This is a genomic window from Actinokineospora fastidiosa (assembly GCF_014648415.1).
In the GTDB taxonomy this organism is placed as follows: Bacteria; Actinomycetota; Actinomycetes; order Mycobacteriales; family Pseudonocardiaceae; genus Actinokineospora; species Actinokineospora fastidiosa.
In genome coordinates this window covers 419,620-439,524 of record NZ_BMRB01000001.1, presented here as the reverse complement: position 1 = coordinate 439,524, position 19,905 = coordinate 419,620, and the positions used below count along the sequence as shown (strand labels likewise).

18 protein-coding genes are annotated in these 19,905 nt (G+C 71.7%); 10 read left to right on the top strand and 8 right to left on the bottom strand.

Annotated features, from left to right (window positions below; all coding sequences use genetic code 11):
• Window positions 1-2: 2 nt before the first annotated feature.
• From IEY98_RS02000 to IEY98_RS01990, 3 genes are all read right to left on the bottom strand, one after another.
• On the bottom strand, window positions 3-893 hold the full coding sequence (locus IEY98_RS02000; RefSeq protein ID WP_189208555.1) for a helix-turn-helix domain-containing protein: 891 nt from the start codon (window positions 891-893) through the stop codon (window positions 3-5).
• Between the two features lie 81 nt (window positions 894-974).
• Entirely contained in the window at window positions 975-2,822 is a 1,848-nt protein-coding gene (locus IEY98_RS01995) for a trypsin-like serine protease (RefSeq protein ID WP_229786469.1), read from the bottom strand.
• Window positions 2,823-3,167: 345 nt separating this feature from the next.
• Window positions 3,168-3,578, bottom strand: coding sequence for a neocarzinostatin apoprotein domain-containing protein (locus IEY98_RS01990; protein WP_189208554.1), 411 nt, complete (start codon window positions 3,576-3,578; stop codon window positions 3,168-3,170).
• A gap of 276 nt (window positions 3,579-3,854) precedes the next feature.
• Here IEY98_RS01990 and IEY98_RS01985 point away from each other — a divergent pair, with 276 nt between their 5' ends.
• The 5 genes from IEY98_RS01985 (at window position 3,855) to IEY98_RS01965 (ending at window position 9,232) form a co-directional block, all read left to right on the top strand.
• Window positions 3,855-4,391: a PadR family transcriptional regulator gene (locus IEY98_RS01985; protein ID WP_189208553.1), complete on the top strand. Its 537-nt coding sequence runs from the start codon at window positions 3,855-3,857 to the stop codon at window positions 4,389-4,391.
• Window positions 4,388-6,388, top strand: a complete 2,001-nt coding sequence (locus tag IEY98_RS01980; RefSeq protein ID WP_189208552.1) for an NADPH-dependent 2,4-dienoyl-CoA reductase — start codon at window positions 4,388-4,390, stop codon at window positions 6,386-6,388. Before IEY98_RS01985 ends, IEY98_RS01980 begins: the two co-directional genes overlap by 4 nt.
• An 89-nt stretch (window positions 6,389-6,477) precedes the next feature.
• Window positions 6,478-7,359, top strand: coding sequence for a helix-turn-helix transcriptional regulator (locus IEY98_RS01975; protein WP_189208551.1), 882 nt, complete (start codon window positions 6,478-6,480; stop codon window positions 7,357-7,359).
• Between the two features lie 167 nt (window positions 7,360-7,526).
• Complete coding sequence (locus IEY98_RS01970; protein ID WP_189208550.1) at window positions 7,527-8,441, top strand: XRE family transcriptional regulator; 915 nt, start codon at window positions 7,527-7,529, stop codon at window positions 8,439-8,441.
• A 23-nt stretch (window positions 8,442-8,464) separates the two neighbouring features.
• Window positions 8,465-9,232, top strand: coding sequence for an alpha/beta fold hydrolase (locus tag IEY98_RS01965; RefSeq protein WP_229786468.1), 768 nt, complete (start codon window positions 8,465-8,467; stop codon window positions 9,230-9,232).
• A gap of 430 nt (window positions 9,233-9,662) precedes the next feature.
• On the opposite strand, the gene IEY98_RS01960 is transcribed toward IEY98_RS01965, so the two are convergent.
• The 4 genes from IEY98_RS01960 to mrf all read right to left on the bottom strand — a co-directional run bounded on the left by IEY98_RS01960 (window position 9,663) and on the right by mrf (window position 13,544).
• Entirely contained in the window at window positions 9,663-11,888 is a 2,226-nt protein-coding gene (locus tag IEY98_RS01960) for a terpene synthase family protein (RefSeq protein WP_189208549.1), read from the bottom strand.
• Between the two features lie 140 nt (window positions 11,889-12,028).
• Window positions 12,029-12,190 carry a 50S ribosomal protein L32 gene (rpmF, locus tag IEY98_RS01955; RefSeq protein WP_189208548.1) on the bottom strand — a complete coding sequence of 54 codons (162 nt, stop codon included), beginning with the start codon at window positions 12,188-12,190 and terminating at the stop codon, window positions 12,029-12,031.
• Window positions 12,190-12,438, bottom strand: coding sequence for a type B 50S ribosomal protein L31 (locus IEY98_RS01950; RefSeq protein ID WP_189208547.1), 249 nt, complete (start codon window positions 12,436-12,438; stop codon window positions 12,190-12,192). The genes rpmF and IEY98_RS01950 overlap by 1 nt, the downstream gene beginning before the upstream one ends.
• Window positions 12,435-13,544 carry a ribosome hibernation factor-recruiting GTPase MRF gene (gene mrf, locus IEY98_RS01945; protein WP_189208546.1) on the bottom strand — a complete coding sequence of 370 codons (1,110 nt, stop codon included), beginning with the start codon at window positions 13,542-13,544 and terminating at the stop codon, window positions 12,435-12,437. The genes IEY98_RS01950 and mrf overlap by 4 nt, the downstream gene beginning before the upstream one ends.
• 99 nt (window positions 13,545-13,643) lie before the next feature.
• Between mrf and rpmB the strand changes: the two genes are divergently transcribed.
• From rpmB to IEY98_RS01925, 4 genes are all read left to right on the top strand, one after another.
• Window positions 13,644-13,880 carry a 50S ribosomal protein L28 gene (rpmB, locus tag IEY98_RS01940; RefSeq protein ID WP_189208545.1) on the top strand — a complete coding sequence of 79 codons (237 nt, stop codon included), beginning with the start codon at window positions 13,644-13,646 and terminating at the stop codon, window positions 13,878-13,880.
• A complete protein-coding gene (rpmG, locus tag IEY98_RS01935; protein WP_189208544.1) occupies window positions 13,880-14,044 on the top strand; it encodes a 50S ribosomal protein L33 in 165 nt (54 codons plus the stop codon). Before rpmB ends, rpmG begins: the two co-directional genes overlap by 1 nt.
• Window positions 14,044-14,283 (top strand): 30S ribosomal protein S18, encoded by a 240-nt coding sequence (gene rpsR / locus IEY98_RS01930; RefSeq protein WP_189208543.1) that lies wholly within the window; start codon window positions 14,044-14,046, stop codon window positions 14,281-14,283. Before rpmG ends, rpsR begins: the two co-directional genes overlap by 1 nt.
• 136 nt (window positions 14,284-14,419) lie before the next feature.
• Complete coding sequence (locus IEY98_RS01925; RefSeq protein WP_229786463.1) at window positions 14,420-15,955, top strand: GGDEF domain-containing protein; 1,536 nt, start codon at window positions 14,420-14,422, stop codon at window positions 15,953-15,955.
• Here IEY98_RS01925 and IEY98_RS01920 read toward each other — a convergent pair.
• Window positions 15,931-16,578 carry a response regulator gene (locus IEY98_RS01920; RefSeq protein WP_189208542.1) on the bottom strand — a complete coding sequence of 216 codons (648 nt, stop codon included), beginning with the start codon at window positions 16,576-16,578 and terminating at the stop codon, window positions 15,931-15,933. The genes IEY98_RS01925 and IEY98_RS01920 overlap by 25 nt on opposite strands.
• A gap of 130 nt (window positions 16,579-16,708) precedes the next feature.
• Here IEY98_RS01920 and IEY98_RS01915 point away from each other — a divergent pair, with 130 nt between their 5' ends.
• Complete coding sequence (locus tag IEY98_RS01915) at window positions 16,709-19,894, top strand: penicillin acylase family protein (protein WP_373292300.1); 3,186 nt, start codon at window positions 16,709-16,711, stop codon at window positions 19,892-19,894.
• The last annotated feature ends 11 nt before the right edge of the window (window positions 19,895-19,905 follow it).

Genomic DNA, 19,905 nt, shown 5'->3' with positions numbered 1-19,905 from the left:
GTTCACCACCGCCAGCGGATGCCGACGATCGGGGCGGCCGGGTCGGTCACCAGGGTGTGCACCCCCGCGAAGGCGCCCAGGCGCAGCTGGCCGCCGCCCATCTCCGGCGCCCACGCGTCCGCCTGGGTGAAGGCGTGGCACTCCGCGGGCGGCGCCGACGGGTGGAAGCTGACCTGCGCCAGGTACGAGCGCGGGTCGCGGCGCATCGCCCGGCTGTAGCGGGTGGTCGTCGTGGTGCCGAACCAGCGCACCTCGTACTCCACCACGGCGGTCTGGCCGGTGGACAGGGTCCGGTCGAACAGGATCTCCGCGACGGTGAAGCGGCTGGCGGTCTGGGCCCGCACCCGGCCGACCACGCAGCCCGCGCCCGCCACCAGGACCGGCAGCGCGCGGTCGGCGTCCTCCGCGCGGTGCAGCACGACGCAGGAGCGCATGCCGTTCGCCTCCGCGCGCAGGACCATCCGGATGACGGTGTGGCTGTCCCTGCGGTCCTGGCCGACGTGGTGGTGGTCGTGCACCGACAGGTAGGTCAGGGTGCCCGGCACCGGGTCGTCCAAAGAGGACAGCGCGGTGGCCAGGCCGCCGGTGTCGCGCCACAGCGCCTCCGGCTCGCGGGTCGCACCTGCGCGCGCGGCCCAGCGGCCGCGGGGCTTGCGCGGGCCGAGCAGCGAGCCCAGGTGGCCGCGGGGGAGGTCCAGCACGTCCTCCATCGCCTCCACCGCGCGCAGCGACTCCGGGCGCTCCGGGCGCGTGCGGCCGCGCCGCCAGTAGCTCAGCGTCGACAGGCTGACCCGGATGCCGCGCTGGGACAGCCGACGCTGCAGGTGTTCGAGGCTCATCCCGCTGCGCTCGATCGTGCGGTCGAGCACGGCGGGGAAGGTGTCCATGGTCATGGGAGGACTCCTCAGGCAAGCCGAAACGGCAGGCCCCGGACGCCGAGGGCGGCGGGGCCTGCCGTCACTGCCGTGTGTCGATTACCAGGCCTTGGACTCGCGGCCGTTCGAGTAGGCGAAGGACGTGACCGTCATCGTGAACGTGGTCGTGCCCGTGCTCCCGTCCGCCGCGGTCGCCTTGATCGCGATCCGGTAGGTGCCCGGCGCCGTCTGGAAGTTGGTGAAGAACCAGACGTCGCTGCTGCCGCCCTGGGCGATGGTCTGCGGGTTCCAGTAGACCTGGGTGCCCGCCGGGACGCCGGTGGCCGACAGCGTCAGGTTGCCGGTGCCGCCGCGCGCGCTGACCCGGGTCTGGATCAGCGAGCCCTGCCAGCCGCTGCCGCTGGTCGGGTTGGCCGTCACGGTGACGGAGCCGCCGCCGGGCTGGCCCTCGACCTTGAGCGTGACGGTCGTCGTGGCCGTCTTGCCCGTGCTGTCGGTGCCGGTGACGGTCACCGTGTGGGTGCCCGAGGTGACGGTGCTGCCCGCGGTGAACGACAGCTTGGCGTTGTTGCCCGTGGTGATGCTGGTGGGCTGCAGCTGCGCCGTGACACCGCTCGGCACGCCGGAGGTCGTCAGGCTGATGGTCTCGCTGCCGTCGTTGCCCGCGTTGCTCGTCACCGTGGTGGAGACGGTCTTGCCCGCGCCGACGGTCACCGAGTTCGGCGACGCGCCGAGGCTGAACTCGCCCGGCGGCTGCTGGTTGCCGTCGGTCACGGTGAGGCTGAACTTCCCGGACGCGGTCTTGCCGTCCGTGGTCGTCGCCGTCACGGTGATCTCGTGCGTGCCGTTGGCCGCGCTGGTCGACGCGTCGAAGGTCAGCTTCGCCGACTCGCCCAGCGTCACCTGGTCGTTCTGGAACACGGCCTGCACGCCGGACGGGACGCCGGAGGTGGTCAGCTTGGCGTCCGCCGAGCCCAGGTCGCCCGCCTCGGTGTCGACCTCGACCGACAGGTGGTTGCCCGCGGCGACCGAGCCGGACGCGGGCTTGACCGTGACGCTGAACTCGGTCGGGTTGTTGACGTCGCCGATCTCCTGCTTGACCCAGTCGCCCATCGCGTTGTCGAGGCGACCGTAGATGCTGTACCAGCGGAAGTCCGACCGACTCCAGGACGCGATGCCGACGATCTTGCCGTCGACGATGAACGGGCCGCCGGAGTCGCCCTGCAGGATCGTGGTGCGGCCGTCGGCGTAGCCCGCGCAGATCATGGTCGCGGACTTGAACCCGGCGCCGACGCCCTGGCACTGCGAGTCGCCGTTGACGATCGGCAGGGTGGCCTTGTCGAGGGTGACGTCGGCCGGGCTGTCGTTGTGGGTCTTCTTGCCGTAGCCGAAGCCCTGGCCGTTGTCGCCCACGGCCCAGATCCCGCTGTCGGCCGAGGTGGCGACCTGCGGGTAGGCGGCGCCGCCCTGCAGCTGGATGTCCCGGTCGACGGTGACGACCGCGACGTCGTAGCCCTGGTCGAAGTTGACGTAGCTGGGGTGCTGCTTGTAGTCGACGACCCGGTAGTGCTCGCCCGGGCCGGAACCGCCGTTGAAGTCGTCCAGGTTGTTGAGGCCGTAGACGTAGCTCTTCTCGCCGGAGATGTCCTTGCAGTGCGCGGCGGTGAGGATCTTGCGCGGCGCCACGACCGTGCCGGTGCAGGACTGGCCCTCGGGACGGGTGCCCCCCGCGCGGATGCCCGCGATGATCCCGGGGAACTCACTGACGGTCGCGTCCTGACCGTTGTAGAAGTACGCACCGGCGTCGCTGTCGGGGGCGGTGGAGACGGTGTCGCCCTCGTAGTTGGCCGCGGGCACGTTCGCGGAGCCGCTTTCCCCGGCCGCCAGCGCGATGGTCGTGCCGAGCGGCACCAGCACCGTCGCCGCGGCCAAGGCCAGGAGGCCCACGGACCGTGGTGTACGTTTCACGTTGGTTCCTTTCCGGATCAGGAACAGCCGCCTCTAGGCAGGGTCGACGGCCACTCGCTGCAGGTCACTTTCGAGTGACACCCGGTAGGGAACAATCAGGGTCGGTATCCGTAGGGGTACGGAACTTTATGGGGGTGGCCCTGCGCGGGCGGCCGGCGGCCGCGACCTCGGTGACCAGGAGAACCCGACCCGCCACCGGGTACCGCTGAACGGCCCAGCGCGGGCGCGCCTCGGCCGGACCCACGAACCGGCGCGGACTTCCCGGGCGGCGCGAATTCCGGGCGGGACCGGAAAGGCGCCGATCCCGCCCGGAATTCGGCTGGATCAGAAGACCAGTCGCCCGGAAGTGGCGACGAGCCCGGTGTTGCTGGTCGCTCTGATGAAGCAGTAGCTGAACTCGCACGCGGCCAGCGACGGGTTTCCGGAGGCGTCCTCGCCCGAATAGTCCTGGTTCAGCGTGTACGTGGTGCTGCCCGCGCCGCCGCTGAGGCTGAGGCCGCTCTGGGTGGTCGGGTCGCAGTAGTCCACGCCCGACAGGTTGTGGCACTGCTCCAGGACCGCCGACGTCGAGGTGGCGAACCCGGACAGCGACACCGTGACGGTCTGGCCGTCGGTGTAGGGGCCCGAAGGCGAGACGGAGACGGTTGGGACCGGCATCGCGGTCGCGACGCCCGCCGCGGCCAGCATGAGCGCGGCCGCGGCGCCGACCGGCGCGAGCCAGGTGAATGAGCGCACAGGAATCATTCCATTCAATGGAGAGTCGATAAGAAGAATTCAGCGCATAAGCGCGGAGGCGCGCGGGTGATCGGACCGCGCGGAAGAGTTCCCCCGGCAATCACGCTATCGACCCGGCTTCACGGCGGTCAATGCGCCATCTGATCGACAATTGTCCCGCAATTCGAGCTTTTCGAGTTTTCCCTCGGCGTGGGCGCCCGGCAGGTCGTTCCGCAGGCCGAGGCGTGATATGCACCTAGTTGCACATGGTCCGCCCGCGAAGTTACCCTCCGGTACATGGCGCTGGAGCACGCGATCCTGGTCTCGCTGCGGGAGCGGGCGGGGTCCGGGTACGAGCTGACCCGACGGTTCGACAAGTCGATCGGGTTCTTCTGGCGCGCCACTCACCAGCAGATCTACCGCGTCCTCAAGCGGATGCTCGACGAGGGCTGGGTCACCGTCGAGCACGTCGCCCAGGAGGGCAGGCCGGACAAGAAGGTCTACTCCGTCAGCGCCGACGGCCGCGACGAACTCGCGCGCTGGCTGGCCGAGCCCGGCGAGCCCGTCGAACTGCGCACCGACCTCGCCGTGAAGATCCGCGGCGCGGGCTTCGGCGACCCGGCGGCCGTCGTCGCCGAGGTGCGGCGGCACCGGCGGGTCCACGCCGAGCGCCTCGCGGCCTACCGGGCCATCGAGGCGGCCGACTTCCCCGACGGTCCGGCGCACACCGGCCAGACCCTGCACCAGTACCTCGTCCTGCGCGGCGGCATCGCCGCGGAGGAGGCCTTCGTCGCCTGGTGCGGCGAAGTGCTCGGCGCCATGGAGCCGTCATGAGCGAATACCCCACCCTGCTGTCCCCGCTCGACCTGGGTTTCACGACCCTGCGCAACCGGGTCGTCATGGGCTCGATGCACACCGGGCTGGAGGACCGCGCCCGCGACCTGCCCAAGCTGGCCGCCTACTTCGCCGAACGCGCCCGCGGCGGCGTCGGCCTGATCATCACCGGCGGGTACGCGCCCAACCGCACCGGCTGGCTCAAGCCGTTCTCCGGCAAGCTGACCACCGCCTCGGAGGCCCGCCGCCACCGGCCGGTCACCGAGGCCGTGCACGCCGAGGGCGGCAAGATCGCCCTGCAGATCCTGCACGCAGGCCGCTACGCCTACCACCCGTTCAGCGTGTCCGCGTCGGCGATCAAGGCCCCGATCAACCCGTTCACCCCGAGGGCGCTGTCCGACCGGGGTGTCCGCGCCCAGATCGACGCCTTCGTCCGCTGCGCCGCGCTGGCCAGGGAGGCCGGGTACGACGGCGTCGAGATCATGGGCTCCGAGGGCTACCTCATCAACCAGTTCCTCGCCCCGCGCACCAACAAGCGCGCCGACCGCTGGGGCGGCTCCCCGGAGAACCGCCGCCGCATGGCCGTCGAGATCGTCCGCCGGACCCGCGCGGCGGTGGGCCCGGACTTCATCATCGTCTACCGGCTGTCGATGGCCGAACTGGTGGAGGACGGCCAGACCTGGGACGAGATCACCGCGCTCGGCGCGGAGGTCGAGGCCGCGGGCGCGACCATCATCAACACCGGCATCGGCTGGCACGAGGCCCGCGTGCCCACCATCGTCACCTCGGTGCCGCGCGCGGCGTTCACCGACGTCACCCGGGCGTTCAAGCCGCACGTCGGCATCCCGGTCGTGGCCACCAACCGGATCAACATGCCGCAGGTCGCCGAGGAGATCCTGGCCAGCGGGGGCGCGGACCTGGTGTCCATGGCCCGCCCGATGCTCGCCGACCCCGACTGGGTCCGCAAGGCGGAGCAGAACCGGGCCGACGAGATCAACACCTGCATCGCCTGCAACCAGGCGTGCCTGGACCACATCTTCGGCAACCGCCGCGCCACCTGCATGGTCAACCCGCGCGCGGCGCGGGAGACCGAACTGGTGCTCGCGCCCGCCCGCCGCGCCAAGCGCGTCGCCGTCGTCGGGGCGGGCCCGGCGGGACTGTCCGCCGCGGTCACCCTGGCGGGCCGCGGCCACCGGGTCGAGCTGTTCGAGGCCGCCGACCACATCGGCGGGCAGTTCGACATCGCCCGGCGCATCCCGGGCAAGGAGGAGTTCGCCGAGACCATCCGCTACTACGAGCGCCAGCTCGACCTCACCGGCGTCCACGTGCGACTCGGCGTCCGCGCCACGCCCGCCGACCTCACCGGCTTCGACGAGGTCGTCCTGGCCACCGGGGTCGCCCCCCGGGTGCCGGACATCCCCGGCATCGACCACCCGAGTGTGTTGTCCTATGTGGACGTGGTCAGGCATGGGGCCCCGGTGGGCGCGCGGGTCGCGGTGATCGGCGCGGGCGGCATCGGCGTGGACGTCAGCGAGTACCTGACCCACGCCGAGTCCCCGGCCCTCGACCTCGCCGCGTGGCGCGCGGAGTGGGGCGTCGGCCCGGACGGACTGGTGGCGCCGCGCCCTTCCGCGTCACCTCGCCACGTGTACCTGTTGCAGCGCAAGACATCCCGGATCGGCGCCGGGCTCGGCAAGACGACCGGATGGGTGCACCGCGCCGCGCTGAAGAGCAAGGGCGTGGAGCAGATCACCGGCGTAAACTACGAGCGCGTCGACGACGACGGCCTGCACATCACCTTCGGCCCCAAGCGGGAGAACCCGCGCACGCTCGCCGTCGACACGATCGTCGTGTGCGCGGGCCAGGAATCCGTGCGCGATCTCGCCAGCCAGTTGGGCGAGATCCCGGTGCACCTCATCGGTGGCGCGGACGTCGCCGCCGAACTCGACGCCAAGCGCGCCATCGACCAGGGCACGCGACTCGCCGCCGCGCTCTAGCGAGAAAGGCTCATGTGTCCTGAGTCACTACGAAGATCGCCGTCTCCCGCCATACTGTGCCGCACTTCGAGGCGGGGGAGGATCACCAGATGGAACCCGGCAGGCGGCACCCTGACCGGTTCGCCGCGGCGCTGTCCCGGGCGGTCGACGACAGCGGGCTGACCCTCGACCGCATCCGCGAGCGCCTGCGCGCCAAGGGGCTCGACGTCAGCCTCTCCACGCTGAGCTACTGGCGCCGCGGCCGCAGCCGCCCGGAGCGGCCCGCGTCCATCCGCGCGGTGCGCGAGCTGGAGGCGATGCTGAACGTGCGCCCCGGCGGCCTGGTCGCCCTCCTCGGCCCGAAGCGGCCGCGCGGGCGCTGGGCCGCCGACCGCGGCGGCGTCATCGGGTTCGACCGGTTGTGGAACGTCGATCCCGAGCGGCTGCCGGAGATCCTCGGCGACCTGGGCTGCCCGCCGCCGCGCAGGCTTTCCTACCTGTCGGTGCACGATCAACAGTTCGTCGATCGCGACGGTCTCGCCCGGCGCGTCCACACCCGCGTCGTCGTGCGCGCGGAGGTGCCCGGGGTGGACCGGCTGCACATCACCGCGGCGGGCTCGCCGAGCGACCGCGAGATCCCCCGGTTCGAGCGGGTCGTCTCCGGCTGGCTCGGCGCGGTCCGCACGCACGACGAGACCGGCCTGATGAACGCCCAGATCATGTTCGGCCGCGCGCTGCGCCCCGGCGAGACCGCGGTGGTCGACTACGTGCTGGCCACCGCGCCCAGCGAGCCGACGACCTACGTCGAGCGCCGCTTCGCCCGCAGCGCGCAGAACTACGTCCTGCAGGTCGTCTTCGACCCCGGGGTGGCCCCGTCGGCCTGCGCGGAGTACCGCGACGACGAGGAGCACGCCCTGGAGCGCACCCGCGCGCCGCACATCGTCTGCGGCGACGTGCCGCCGGGGATCACCGGGATCCGCTGGTCCTGGTGAGTTTCCCACCAAACCGTAATCTGTGGAACTCTTCGAAAGGCGCGTGCACGGCGGCCCACCTGCGCCGGACAATCATCGGCGCGAGCGGGTTGTCGAACCCGGATGCGGTGCCGGGCTACAGTTCCGCCGTCCGAATCGCGTTGGGGGAGGGCCGAGGCGGAGAGACGATGTCGGTCGAACAGCAGGACTTCTCCGACGTGCTCGCCACCGGACCGTTCGAGGTGGCCCTGCGCGCGGCGATCCACCGCAGCGGGCTCAGCCTGGAGCGCATCCGCACCCGGCTGGCCAAGCACGGCTGCGCGGTCAGTGTCGCCGCGCTCAGCCACTGGCAGTCCGGCCGCAGCCGCCCGGAGCGGCGGGAGTCCCTGGTCGCGCTCGGCGTGCTGGAGCAGGTGGTGGGCGTTCCCGACGGCGCGCTGGTCGGGCTGCTCGGCGCCCCGCGTCCGCGTGGCAGGCGCAGACGCGTCGACCTCTCGCCCGAGGCCGTGTGGCCCAACGACGCGACCATGTCGCTGCTGCTGCGCCGCATCGACGAGGGCCACGACCGCCACCTGACCCGGGTCAGCCAGCACGACCTGGTGCGCATCGGCCCCGACCGCGCCGAGCGGCTCGTCCGCGTCCGCCAGGTCCTGCGCGCCGAACGCGCCGGGGTGCGCGAGGTGGTCGTCGCCTTCGCCCTGGACGCCCCGCACCGCATCGGCCCGCGCCTGCGCCCGCTGCGCCACTGCACGGTCGCCCGCTCGTTCTACGACGCGGCGCACGGCCGCATGGTCGCCGCCCTGCAGTTCGACCGCGAACTGTCGCGCAGCGAGGCGATCCTCGTGGAGTACGAGCTGTACTGCCCGCCCACGGGCAAGCGCAGCGACCACTACGAGCGCAAGCTCCGCTATCCCGTGCGGGACCTGCACCTGGAGGTCGTCTTCGACCGCGCCGCCCGCCCGTCCCGCTGCCGCTGGGAGCACCGCAACGGCGGCGGCGCCGTGGCCCGCGCCGAGCCGCTGCGCCTGGACGCCTCGCTCAGCGCCCAGCTCACCACGGCGGACGCCCAGCCGGGGCGTTATCTCCTCAGGTGGGATTGGTAGCCGGTTCGGTTATCGTCGGAAGGGTGCTGACGTACGACGACGCCGGTTCCGGCCCCGCGGTCCTGCTGGTGCACGGACATCCGTTCGACCGCTCGATGTGGCGCCCGCAGCTGGCGCTGCTGCCCGAGCTGGGCTTCCGCGCGATAGCGCCGGACCTGCGCGGCTACGGCGAGAGCCCGGTGACCCCGGGCACGGTGCCGTTCGCCACCCACATCGCCGACCTGGTCGAACTCCTGGACGCGCTGGATGTGCCCTCGGTGGTCCTGTGTGGACTGTCTATGGGCGGCCAGCTGGTGATGGAGTTCCACCGCCTGCACCCCGATCGAGTCCGCGGCATGGTGCTGGCCGACACGACCCCGCACCCGGAGACCCCCGAGTCCCGCCGCAACCGCATCGCCATGGCCGACCAACTGGACCGCGAGGGCATGCGCGGCTATGCCGACGACGTCATCTGGAAGATGGTGTCGCCGAACAACCCGGAGGTGGGCGCCGTCGTCCTCCCGATGATGGCGGCCGCCCCCGCCGCCGGTGCGGCAGCGGCCCAACGCGGTCGCGCCGACCGCCCGGACTACCTGCCCAGCCTGCGCGCGGCCAAGGTCCCCGGCCTGGTCGTGGTGGGCGCGGAGGACGAGTTCACCCCGGTCCCGATCGCCAGGGAAACCGCCGACGCCCTCCCCAACGGCCACCTGGTCGTAGTGGACGGCGCCGCCCACATGCCCAACCTGGAACGCCCAGAGGTCTTCAACGCGGCCCTCACCGACTTCCTCAATGGACTCCCCGCCGCCCAGTAGACCCCACACACAAACCCGGACCACTCCGCCAGATGGTGCGGTCATCTGAACCACCCTCCAGATGACCGCACCATCTCAAATTCGCATGCCCGCATCATCTGGGCGTCCCCGCCCGCCTCAGATGCCCACAACATCCAAACGATGTCATCATCTGAAATTGAGGGCGAGGCGATCGGGCTCAACGTGCCTAGCCGGGACCCGCATGACGGCATCATCCAGATGATCAGACCATCTCGGTCGAGTGGCCAATCGACATGGCTCGACCCTCTAGATGACCTCATCATCCGGATAATCTGGCCATCTGGATCGCCCGAGTTCTTCCAGATGATGTGACCATTCGAATGGCCTGATCATCCAGATGGCGTGACCATCCAAATGATCTGAACATCCAGATGATGTCACCATCCAGACGGTCTGATCATCCGGGCGTTCAGCGCGGGAGCGTCGGGAGGAGGCGCAGGGCGGCTGTGCCGATTCGGTCGGTTCCGATGCCCAGGCCCGTCATGCCCAGGCCGGTCGTGCCGAGTGCCTGTACGGCGGCGGGGGCGGTGTGCTTCTCCAGGGCCTCCGGGGTGTACCGGTGGCAGCCCTCGTGCCAGTTGAGGATGCCCGCCATCCAGTTCTGCAACTCCCCGACGTAGTTCCGCAGGGTCTCGCGGGCCTCGTCACCCAGGTCGTAGTCCTCGAACAGGATCGGCAGCTCGTTCTCGGTCACATGCCGGAACTCCCGCATGCGCGCGTCGATCAAGTCCCCGACCACAGCCAGCGCTGCGGTGCGGTCGATGCCCAGGAAGTTCTCCACCACCAGCACCGCGTTGTGGATCTCGCCCTCGTACTCGATCTCCTTCTGGTAGGAGAACACGTCATTGAGCAGGGTGGCCCAGTCCATCGCGGCGTTCTCCATCGCGCGCACCGGGCGGGTGCGGTAGATCTCCGGGGGGACGCGCCTGCCGTGGCCGATGCGGCACAGGCTCATCGTCAGGTCGGACCCGAACGTCTTGCGGCGCATCTCGATGTAGTCCACCGGGTCCGGGATGCGGTTCTGCGCCTGGTTGGCCAGCTCCCACAGCCAGCTGTCGAGCATGTCCGTCACTGCCGTGCGGAACGACACCCGGTTCTCCGGGGTCATCCCGGTCGCCGTCCGGACCCACAGGTCGGCGAGGCCGCGTTCGAGCGCGATCCCGGGCCTGGGCATGTCGCCCTCCAGCGGCATGAACGTCTTCAGCCGCGCGGTCAGCGCCTTGGCAGCGCCCAGGTTCGTCGACCGGCCGAACACCACCGGGTAGTAGTCGTCGCCGTAGGTGCCCCAGGTGAGCCAGTCGGAGGTGAGGTCGAGCGCGTCGACCGTCGCGTCCGGGTGCAGCCCCGCCCCGCACAGCGGCAGGTCGTACGCGCGCAGCTTGGTCTCGTTCCACACCCCCTCCGCGAGGATCCCCATCGACTCCGACCACTCGACCACGTGGTCGCGGGAGTGGTCCAGGTGCGGGCTCAGCGTCAGCGGGAACGGCATGTCGATCGGCGGCACGCCCTGCGGCCCGACCCGGGTGAACGGCACGTGGGTGAACCGGTCGAACCGCCGAGGCGACAGCAGCGACGGCACGATCCGCGCCGCGGACGTGCCCAGCCCGAGCGGCCCGGCCAGCGCGGAGGACCGGGTGTCGGCGTTCATGTACCGGCTGGAGCGCAGGTGCCACTCGTGCCCGCCGGACTGCCAGTCCTGCAGGCCCTTGATGTAGGCCAGCAGCGCCGCCCGGTCCGCTGGGCCGAGCCCGGCGTCGTCGGCCATCGCCGGGACCTCGGTGACGGCGGTGTGGTCGAACTGGTGCAGCCGGGAGGTCAGCAGGTCGTTGACCCGGTCGGCGGCCTCCTGCGTGCCGATGCCGAGGAACGTCTCGAACACGAGCACGCCGTTGGACAGCTCGCCCTCGTCCAGCACCTCGCGCTCGTAGGAGAACAGGTCGTTGCGCAGGTGGATGGCGTCGGCGAAGGTGTCGCGCAGCACCAGCATCGGCCGGGCCGCGGCCACCTCGGCGGGCACCTCGGCGTCGGCGACGTGCTCGATCAGGTTCGCCGACCACGGCGCGCCGCCGACCTTGCGGCGCATCTCGATGTACTCGATCGGGTTGGCCACCCGCCCGGCGTTGATGTTGGCCAGCTCCCAGAGCGACTCGTCGAGCAGGGCGGCGGTGCTCTCGATGAACCGCGCCCGCCAGTGCTCCGACCGGTGCGGGACCGTGCGGTTCCACAGGTCCATTAGCCCGCGCTCGACGGGATTGGTCGGCTCGGCGCTGATCTCGCCGTGGCGCGGCATGAACGCCTTCAGCCGGTCCAGGTGCGCCTTGCCGCCGTCGATGTCGCGGGTGCGCTTGAACATCTCCAGGAAGTGGTCGTCGAAGTAGAAGACCCAGACGTACCAGTCGGTGACGAGGTTGAGGGTGGGCTCGTCCGCGTCGGGGTGGGTGTAGCTGCAGAGCAGGGCGTAGTCGTGGGCCTCCAGGTCGGCCTCGTCCCAGATGCGCACGCCGTTCTGCGGGGCGTCGACCATGTCCATCGCGCGCGCCCACTCGCGCGTGTGCGCCCTGGCCGCGTCGAGGTTCGGGTTCAGCCGCGCCGGGTAGGGCACGTAGAACTCGGGCAACTGGAACGGCTGCGGCACGACCCACTCGCTTTCCCCGCCGCGCACCGGCGGATCGACCTGCGCGCCAAGGCAATCAGGACCGCTCCGCCGGTGCCTAGTGGGTCAACACCATCGGGGACGGCGTTCCCTCTATCGGGTACGTCGTGATCGACTCCGGGTCAGAGCAGACCCCGTTCCGCTGCTGCGACCAGGCGACGGGGGACCCGGATCCGCTGCCCGTCCGGGGTCCGCACCTCGACCAGGTCCGGCGCGCTCGCCTTCCACTGCGCCCGCCGGTGCCGGGTGGTGGACCGCGACTTCTTGCGCTTGGGGACGGCCATCAGCGCCTCGTCCCGTAGCGCCTGCGGAACTTCTCGACCTGGCCTGCCGCGTCCATCACGCGCTGCTGGCCCGTCCAGAACGGGTGCGAGTCGGCGGTGACGTCGACGGTGATCAGCGGGTAGGTGTTGCCGTCCGACCACTCGATCGTCGTCGACGACGTCGCCGTCGAGCGGGTCAGGAACGCCGTCCCCGTGGACAGGTCCTTGAAGACCACCGGGTGGTAGTCGGGGTGGATGCCGGGTTTCACGTCATGTCCTTTCCAGCGATGGCGAACGGGTCGGCCAGCGCCGACCAGTCGCCGTCCAGTTCCTCGTCGGTCAGCAGCGCCCGGCCCAGCACCGCGAGCAGGTGCTCCGGGTCGGCGTCGTGGGCCAGCACCGCCACTTCCTGCACCCGGTCGCCGAACCGCGGGTGCCAGTCCAGCGCCGCCTTGGCCCTGCGGTGCGCGGGCGCGCGGTCCCAGCCCCGGTCGTCCAGCGCGGCCAGCCAGGCGCCCGCCTCGCCGATCCGCAGCCCGCCGCCCGCGGACTCCAGCCACAGCGCCACGTCCGGCTGGGTGGCCACCCACAGCCGCCCCCTGGCCCGGACCACGCCCTCCAGCAGCACGTCGATCGCCTCGTGCAGCCGCTCGGGGTGGAACGGGCGCCGCTCGCGGAACAGGGTCACCGTCACCCCGCAGTCCGGGGCGAGCGGCGGCTGGCCGCGCAGCAGCGGGCCGTGGATGTCGACCGGCTCGCCCCGCTCGGCGTCCGGGCGGACGCGGGCGAGCACGGACGCGGTCACCGAGTCGAGCCGGACGCGGCGCGCGTCCGGGGCGAGCCGGTCGAGCACGGCCGCGGTGCGCGCGGACGTCCACCGGTCGGCGTCGCCGGTGAGCACCAGGACGTCGGCGCACTCGGCCTGGCCGACCGCGACCTGGGCGAGCGTGCGGTCGTCGTCGTCCGGGGCGAACGGCACCGGCTCGTCGCCGGAGGCGTCCGCCAGCCACGACCCCTCGTCGACCACGGTGATCACGGCGTGGACGTCCATGACCGCGCGCACCGCCCGGCACACCGGCTCCGGCTCGACCATCGGGTCCAGGTGCAGGACGATCGTGTCCACCTGGCGCGCCAGCCGTTCGATCGTGGGCAGGACGTCCTCGCGCAGCGTGCAGGACACGCAGGCGTGGGCGAGGTCGACGACCGTCGTGGTGTCGGTCTCCCAGCCCACCCTGAGCCTGCGCCGCACCGTCCCGGCCGCCGCCTGCCGCAGGTCGTGGTGCACCACGGCCGTCCGGGGGCCGAGCAGTCGGGTGGCCACCTGGCCCGCGTCCCTGGGCAGACCGGCCACGAGCACGAGCCGGGGGTTCTCCACCGCGCCTCCTTGTTGACAATGATTTCCATCTGACCGCCCCGAACGCTACCCTGTCGGCGAGCAAGGTGAAAACGAGTCCCATTATCTGATGGAGGTCGCATGTCCGCGGTCTGCCAGGTGACCGGCCGCAAGCCGGGCTTCGGCAAGCAGGTCTCGCACTCGCACCGGCGCACGAGCAGGCGCTGGAACCCCAACATCCAGCGCCGCCGGTACTACCTGCCCGCGGAGGGCCGCTGGATCACCCTGACGGTCTCGGTCAAGGGCATCCGCACGATCGACAAGCACGGCATCGAGTCCGTCGTCGCGCGGCTGCGGCGGGACGGGGTGCGGCTCTGATGGCGCGCAACGAGCTGCGGCCCATCGTCAAGCTGCGGTCCACCGCGGGGACCGGCTACACCTATGTCACGCGCAAGAACCGCCGCAACGATCCGGACCGGCTGGTCCTGCGCAAGTTCGACCCCGTCGCCCGCAGGCACGTCGACTTCAAGGAGGAGCGGTGATGGCGAAGAAGTTCGACCGGCCGGTTCGCAAGAAGGCGAACCCGCTGATCACCGAGGGCATCGAGCGGGTGGACTGGAAGAACGCCCAGCTGCTGCGCAAGTTCATCTCCGACCGGGGCAAGATCCGGGCCCGCCGGGTCACCGGCCTCACGCCGCAGCAGCAGAAACAGGTGGCCACCGCGATCAAAAACGCCCGCGAGATGGCGTTGCTGCCCTACCCTGGATCCGGACGGTCCTGACGGTCCGTGCCGAAGCGGTCGCACGCTGTCGTCTGGATTGTCCTGAATTGGCTACTCCGAACAGGTTACGCACGTCTGGCCTAGTAGCCTTTTCCCACTGTGTCTCAGACCACGGGCCACCCTGCCCGCGCGGCGGGTGGCCAGGACAAAGACCGAGGACGGTGTGGGCCAGGACGACCAACTCGCCGCCGCTGAGGCGCTCCGGGCGGACCGGGAGGTGCGGCTGCTCATCGACGCAGGCCGCGCCGACGAGGCGAACATGCTGTTCGACCAGCTGCTCGCCAAGGTCCCGCCGGGTCTGGCGCCGTGGACGCGCGCGGCCATCCTGACCCGCCGCGCCGTCTCGGCGTGGCGGCTGCGGCGCATCCCGCTGGCCCTCGAACTGGCCGCCGAGGGCTGGAGCGACATCGACGCCGAGCAGCCGCGCGGCTCCTTCGCCGCCGACACGCTGCACCGTCTGGGTTACCTTCTGGAGGGCATCGGCCATCGCCGGGCGTCGCTGGACATCACCCGCGTGGCCGTCGAAGTCGCACGCAAGGGTGACGACGTGGAGATCCTGGCGCACGCTCTGCAGAACCTGGGCGGAACGCTGAACTTCCGCGCCTGCGAGCAGGCGCCCGCCGAGGCCGAGGCCAGCTACCGGGAGGCCATCGCCGCCTTCCAGGAGGGCCTCGGCCTGGCCACCGAGGGCCGCATCCACCTGGCCCTGCTCGCCGCGTACGGGGCCTCGCTGGCGGGGCTGGGCGAGCTGGAGGAGGCCGAGCGCATCGCGCGCCAGACGCTGGAGCTGGCCGCGCCGGGCCCGGACGTGTGGGCGGAGTCGGTGGGCAACTGGGTGCTGGCCCGCATCCGCTGGCAGACCGGCGACCTCGACGAGGCGACCCAGCACGGCATCACCGCCGTCGAGTGCGCCGAGCAGATCAACGACGTCGCCCTGCTCCAGCGCTACTCCGAGGACCTGGCCAACATCTGCCGCGACAACGGCGACCACGCTGGCGAGGCCGCCGCGCTGCGCCGCACCGTCATGGCCCGCCGGACCGCGGTCGAGACCCTGCAGGAGGGTCTCAGCCAAGCCCTGGAGCAGCGCCGCCTGGCCATCCGCGCCCAGCGCCTGGCCATGGCCGCCCAGGAGGCCGCCGCCCGCGACCCGCTCACCGGCCTGGCCAACCGCCTCGGCCTGGAGCACACCGCTCCCGAGCTGCTGGAACGCGCCGTCGCCAGCGGCAGGGTGCCGTGGCTGGTGCTCATCGACGTCGACTGGTTCAAGGGCGTCAACGACGCCGCGGGCCACGCCGCGGGCGACGCGGCGCTGCGCGAGATCGCCCAGGTCCTGCGCAACGAGTGCCGCGTCGGCGACCTGATCGCGCGCTGGGCAGGCGACGAGTTCGTCGTGGTGCTCGTCGACAACCCGGCCGACCACGCCCACGACGTCCCGGTCGGCGTCTCGGTCGCCGAGCGCGTGCGCACCGCCGTCGACCAGCACGATTGGACGGCCGTGCTCGGCACCACCCAGCGGCCCACCGTCAGCATCGGCGTGGCGACGGGGCCGCACTCGCTGGAGAAGCTGTTCGCCAACGCCGACATCGCCCTCTACCGGGCCAAGCGCCGAGGGCGCAACCGGGTCGAGGTGCACGCCTCCGTCGAGGACTACGCGATCAACCCGCCGCGGTAGGCGACGAGCGCGGCCTGCACGCGGTTGCTGGCCCCGATCTTGCCCAGCACCGCGGACACGTACCCCTTGACCGTGGTCTCCGACAGGTGCAGCTCCCGGCCGATCTCGGCGTTCGACAGCCCGCGCCCGATCAGCGTCACCACCTCGCGCTCGCGGTCGGACAGCGTGGCCAGCCGCTCGCGGGCGGGCTCGGCCTCGCGTTCGCCGGTGGTCATCGCGTTGACCACGCGCGCGGCGACCGTCGGGTCGAGCACGACGCCGCCGGAGGCCAGGTCGTGCACGGCCTTGATCAGGTACGCCGGGTCGACGTCCTTGAGCAGGAACCCGGCAGCGCCGAGCCGCAGCGCGCGGCGGACGTAGTCGTCCATGTCGAAGGTGGTGAGCATGCACACCGCGGGCGGGTCGGGCAGCGCGGTGATCGCGCGCAGCGCGGTGATCCCGTCGGTGTCACCCATGCGGATGTCGAGCAGCACGACGTGCGGGCGGTGCAGCCGGACGACCTCGGCGACCCCGTTGCCGTCGGCGCACTCGGCGACGACCTCGACGTCGGGCGCGCTCGACAAGATCGTCCGCAGGCTGGAGCGGACGAGGTCCTCGTCGTCGGCGACGATCACTTTCAGCATGCGCCCTCCCCGAAGGGTGCCCTTTTCGAAAGCTTACCGGCCAGCCCCAGCCGCCGAAGCTGAAAGCCTTTCGCGAATGCGGCACGCACCGGTAGCGTGACCGAACGTCACGTCGTGAGAGGAGCCCACGGTGCGAATCCTCATCCCCGCGGCGACGTGTGTGACGGTGCTGGCCTCCCTGCTCGCGGTCCCCGAGCCCGCAGCGGCGCAGGTCCTCCCGCCCACCGCCGCGACCGACCACTGCATCGGCCAGTGCGCCGACATCAACCCGCCCGGCCAGAACGGCAGCGCCACGCTCACCGAGATCCTGGCCCACCAGGTCCTCGGCACCCGACCCCGGCACGCGGACGACCAACTCGGCAAGTACGACGCCCTCGCCACCGGCTATCCGGGCCTGACCACCGACACGATCTCCCGGTTCTTCAACGACTCCTCGTTCGGCGTGCCGCCCGCGCAGGTGGAGAGCACGATCCGGCCGCGCGCCGACGTCACCATCGTGCGCGACAAGGCGACCGGCACACCGCACATCACCGGAACGACCCGCTCCGGCACCATGTTCGGCGCCGGGTACGCCGCCGCGCAGGACCGGCTGTTCCTCATGGACGTCCTGCGCCGCGTCGGGCGCGGGCAGCTGACCCCGTTCGCGGGCGGCGCGGCCGCGAACCAGCAGTTGGAGCAGGGCTTCTTCGCCGACGCCCCGTACACCGAGGCCGACCTGCAGCGCCAGATCGACGAGAGCGCCGCCGCCGGGCCGCGCGGCGCGCAGGCGATGGCGGACGCGCGCGACTACGTCGAGGGCATCAACACCTACATCGGCCAGGCGCACAGCGGCCGGTACTTCCCCGGCGAGTACGTGCTGCTCGGCCACATCGACGCGGTCACCAACGCCGGGCGGATCGAGCCGTTCAAGCTCACCGACCTCGCGGTGATCGCCGCGGTCATCGGCGCGCAGTTCGGCGCGGGCGGCGGCGGGGAGGTGCAGGCCGCGGTCGCCAAGCTGGCCATCCAGGAGCGCTACGGCGTCGTGGAGGGCGAGCGCGTCTGGCGATCGCTGCGCACCGCCGACGATCCCGAGCACATCCAGACCGTCCACAACGGACAGCGGTTCCCGTACGCGCTCCCGCCCGCCGATCCACGCGGTGCGGCGCTGCCCGATCCCGGGTCGGTCGTGCGCCAGCAGTTGGTGTTCGACCGGTCGGGCGCGCAGGCGGCCGCGGTCCAGCGCAAGGACCTGGCGTCGCCGCGGCCCGGGCCGCAGACGATCGAGGCGGCGCACGGCGTGCTGGCCGACGGCGTCCTGCCGGGGGACCTGCTGGAGAACAAGCACGGCATGTCCAACGCGCTGCTGGTCTCCGGCGCGCACACCGCCAGCGGGAACCCCATCGCCGTGTTCGGTCCGCAGACCGGGTACTTCGCGCCGCAGCTGCTGATGCTGCAGGAGTTGCAGGGACCGGGGATCAGCGCGCGCGGGGCGTCGTTCGCGGGGATCAGCTTCTACGTCCTGCTCGGTCGCGGACAGGACTACGCGTGGAGCGCGACATCGTCCTCACAGGACATCATCGACACGTACGCGGTGGAGCTGTGCTCGCCCAGCGGCGCGCCGACCCTGGAGAGCGACCACTACCTGCACCGCGGCCAGTGCGTGCCGATGGAGACCGTGGAGCGGCGCAACTCCTGGTACTGGTCGGTCGGCAGCCCGGTCGACGCGGGGTCGTACACGCTGCGCGTCTATCGGACGAAGTACGGGCCGGTGACCCATCGCGCGACCATCGGCGGCAAGCCCGTGGCGTACACCCGGCTGCGGTCGACGTACCTGCACGAGCTGGACTCGGTGATCGGCTTCCAGGAGTTCAACGACCCGTCGGCGATCCGGTCCGCCGCGGACTTCCAGCGCGCGGCGTCGCACATCGGGTACACGTTCAACTGGTTCTACGCCGACGCCGACGACATCGCGTACTACAACTCCGGCAACAACCCGGTCCGCCACCCGTCCGTCGACCCGGGCATGCCGGTGCTGGCGAACGCGGGGTATGACTGGGTCGACTGGAACCCGGACACCAACCGGGCGGCGTACACGTCGTACGAGTCGCATCCGCAGGTGGTGAACCAGGATTACATCATCTCCTGGAACAACAACCAGGCGCCCGGCACGGCGGCGTCCGGGCTGGAGCGCGGCGCCGTCCACCGGGGCGACCTGCTGGACTCCCGCGTGCGGGCCCTGGTCGCCGACGGAGGCGTGACGCGGGTCGGCCTGACCCAGGCGATGGCGGAGGCGGCGCTGGTCGACCTCCGGGCCGAACGCGTGCTGCCCCTGCTGCTGCGCGTCATCGGCGACTCCACCGGCGACGCGGCGGTCGACTCCGCCCTGCGCTCGCTGCGCGAGTGGCTGGCCGCGGGCGGGCTCCGCCGACCGACCGCGCAGGGCGCGCGGGCCTACCAGCACGCCACCGCGATCCGGATCATGGACGCGTGGTGGCCGTTGCTGGTCCGCGCCCAGTTCGCCCCCGGCTCGGGCGACAAGGCGTACCAGGAGCTGACGCGGGTGCTGAAGGTGGACGAGTCCCCGTCCAACGGCAACGCCCACCAGGGCTCGTCGTACCAGGCGGGCTGGTGGGGCTTCGTCCACAAGGACCTCCGCGCCGTGCTGAACGAGCCGGTGGCCGGTCCCCTGGGCGCGGAGTTCTGCGGCGCGGGCGAGCTGTCCCGCTGCCGCGCGGTGCTCGTCGACTCCCTGCGCGCCGCCGCCGCGACCCCCGCCACCACCGTCTACCCCGGCGACGGCGACTGCGCGGCGGGCGACCAGTGGTGCGCCGACGCCATCATCCACACGGCGCTGGGCGGCATCACGCAGGAGCCCATCACCACCCAGAACCGCCCGACGTACCAGCAGGTGGTGGAGTTCCCGGCCCGCCGAGGCGACGTCATCGCCAACCTCGCCCGGTCGGCGACCGCGACCAGCCACGAACGCGGCCTGTTCACCGCGTACCCGCCCGCCCTGGCCGTGGACCGGGACCCGGCGACGCGCTGGGCCAGCGACTGGACTGACGGCCAGTCCCTGACCGTCGACCTGGGCGCCGTGCGGCCGGTGTCCCGGGTGCGGCTCCAGTGGGAGGCCGCGCACGCCCTGTCCTACCGGATCGAGGTTTCCCGCGACGGGTCCACGTGGCGGCCGGTCTGGTCCACCGCCTCCGGCGACGGCGGCCTGGACACCGCGGTGTTCCCCGCCACCGAAGCCCGCTACGTGCGGATGCAGGGCGTCACCCGGGCGACCCGGTACGGGTACTCGCTCTACGAGATCGAGGTGTACGCCCACTGACACGGCAAGAG

Bases quoted from the DNA above. Each gene is read 5' to 3' on its own strand.
- rpsR (WP_189208543.1), top strand. From the start codon at position 14,044: ATGGCGAAGAAGTTCGACCGGCCGGTTCGCAAGAAGGCGAACCCGCTG.
- IEY98_RS01970 (WP_189208550.1), top strand. From the start codon at position 7,527: ATGTCGGTCGAACAGCAGGACTTCTCCGACGTGCTCGCCACCGGACCG.
- IEY98_RS01975 (WP_189208551.1), top strand. From the start codon at position 6,478: ATGGAACCCGGCAGGCGGCACCCTGACCGGTTCGCCGCGGCGCTGTCC.
- IEY98_RS02000 (WP_189208555.1), bottom strand. From the start codon at position 893: ATGACCATGGACACCTTCCCCGCCGTGCTCGACCGCACGATCGAGCGC.
- rpmG (WP_189208544.1), top strand. From the start codon at position 13,880: ATGGCGCGCAACGAGCTGCGGCCCATCGTCAAGCTGCGGTCCACCGCG.
- IEY98_RS01985 (WP_189208553.1), top strand. From the start codon at position 3,855: ATGGCGCTGGAGCACGCGATCCTGGTCTCGCTGCGGGAGCGGGCGGGG.
- rpmB (WP_189208545.1), top strand. From the start codon at position 13,644: ATGTCCGCGGTCTGCCAGGTGACCGGCCGCAAGCCGGGCTTCGGCAAG.
- IEY98_RS01920 (WP_189208542.1), bottom strand. From the start codon at position 16,578: ATGCTGAAAGTGATCGTCGCCGACGACGAGGACCTCGTCCGCTCCAGC.
- IEY98_RS01980 (WP_189208552.1), top strand. From the start codon at position 4,388: ATGAGCGAATACCCCACCCTGCTGTCCCCGCTCGACCTGGGTTTCACG.
- rpmF (WP_189208548.1), bottom strand. From the start codon at position 12,190: ATGGCCGTCCCCAAGCGCAAGAAGTCGCGGTCCACCACCCGGCACCGG.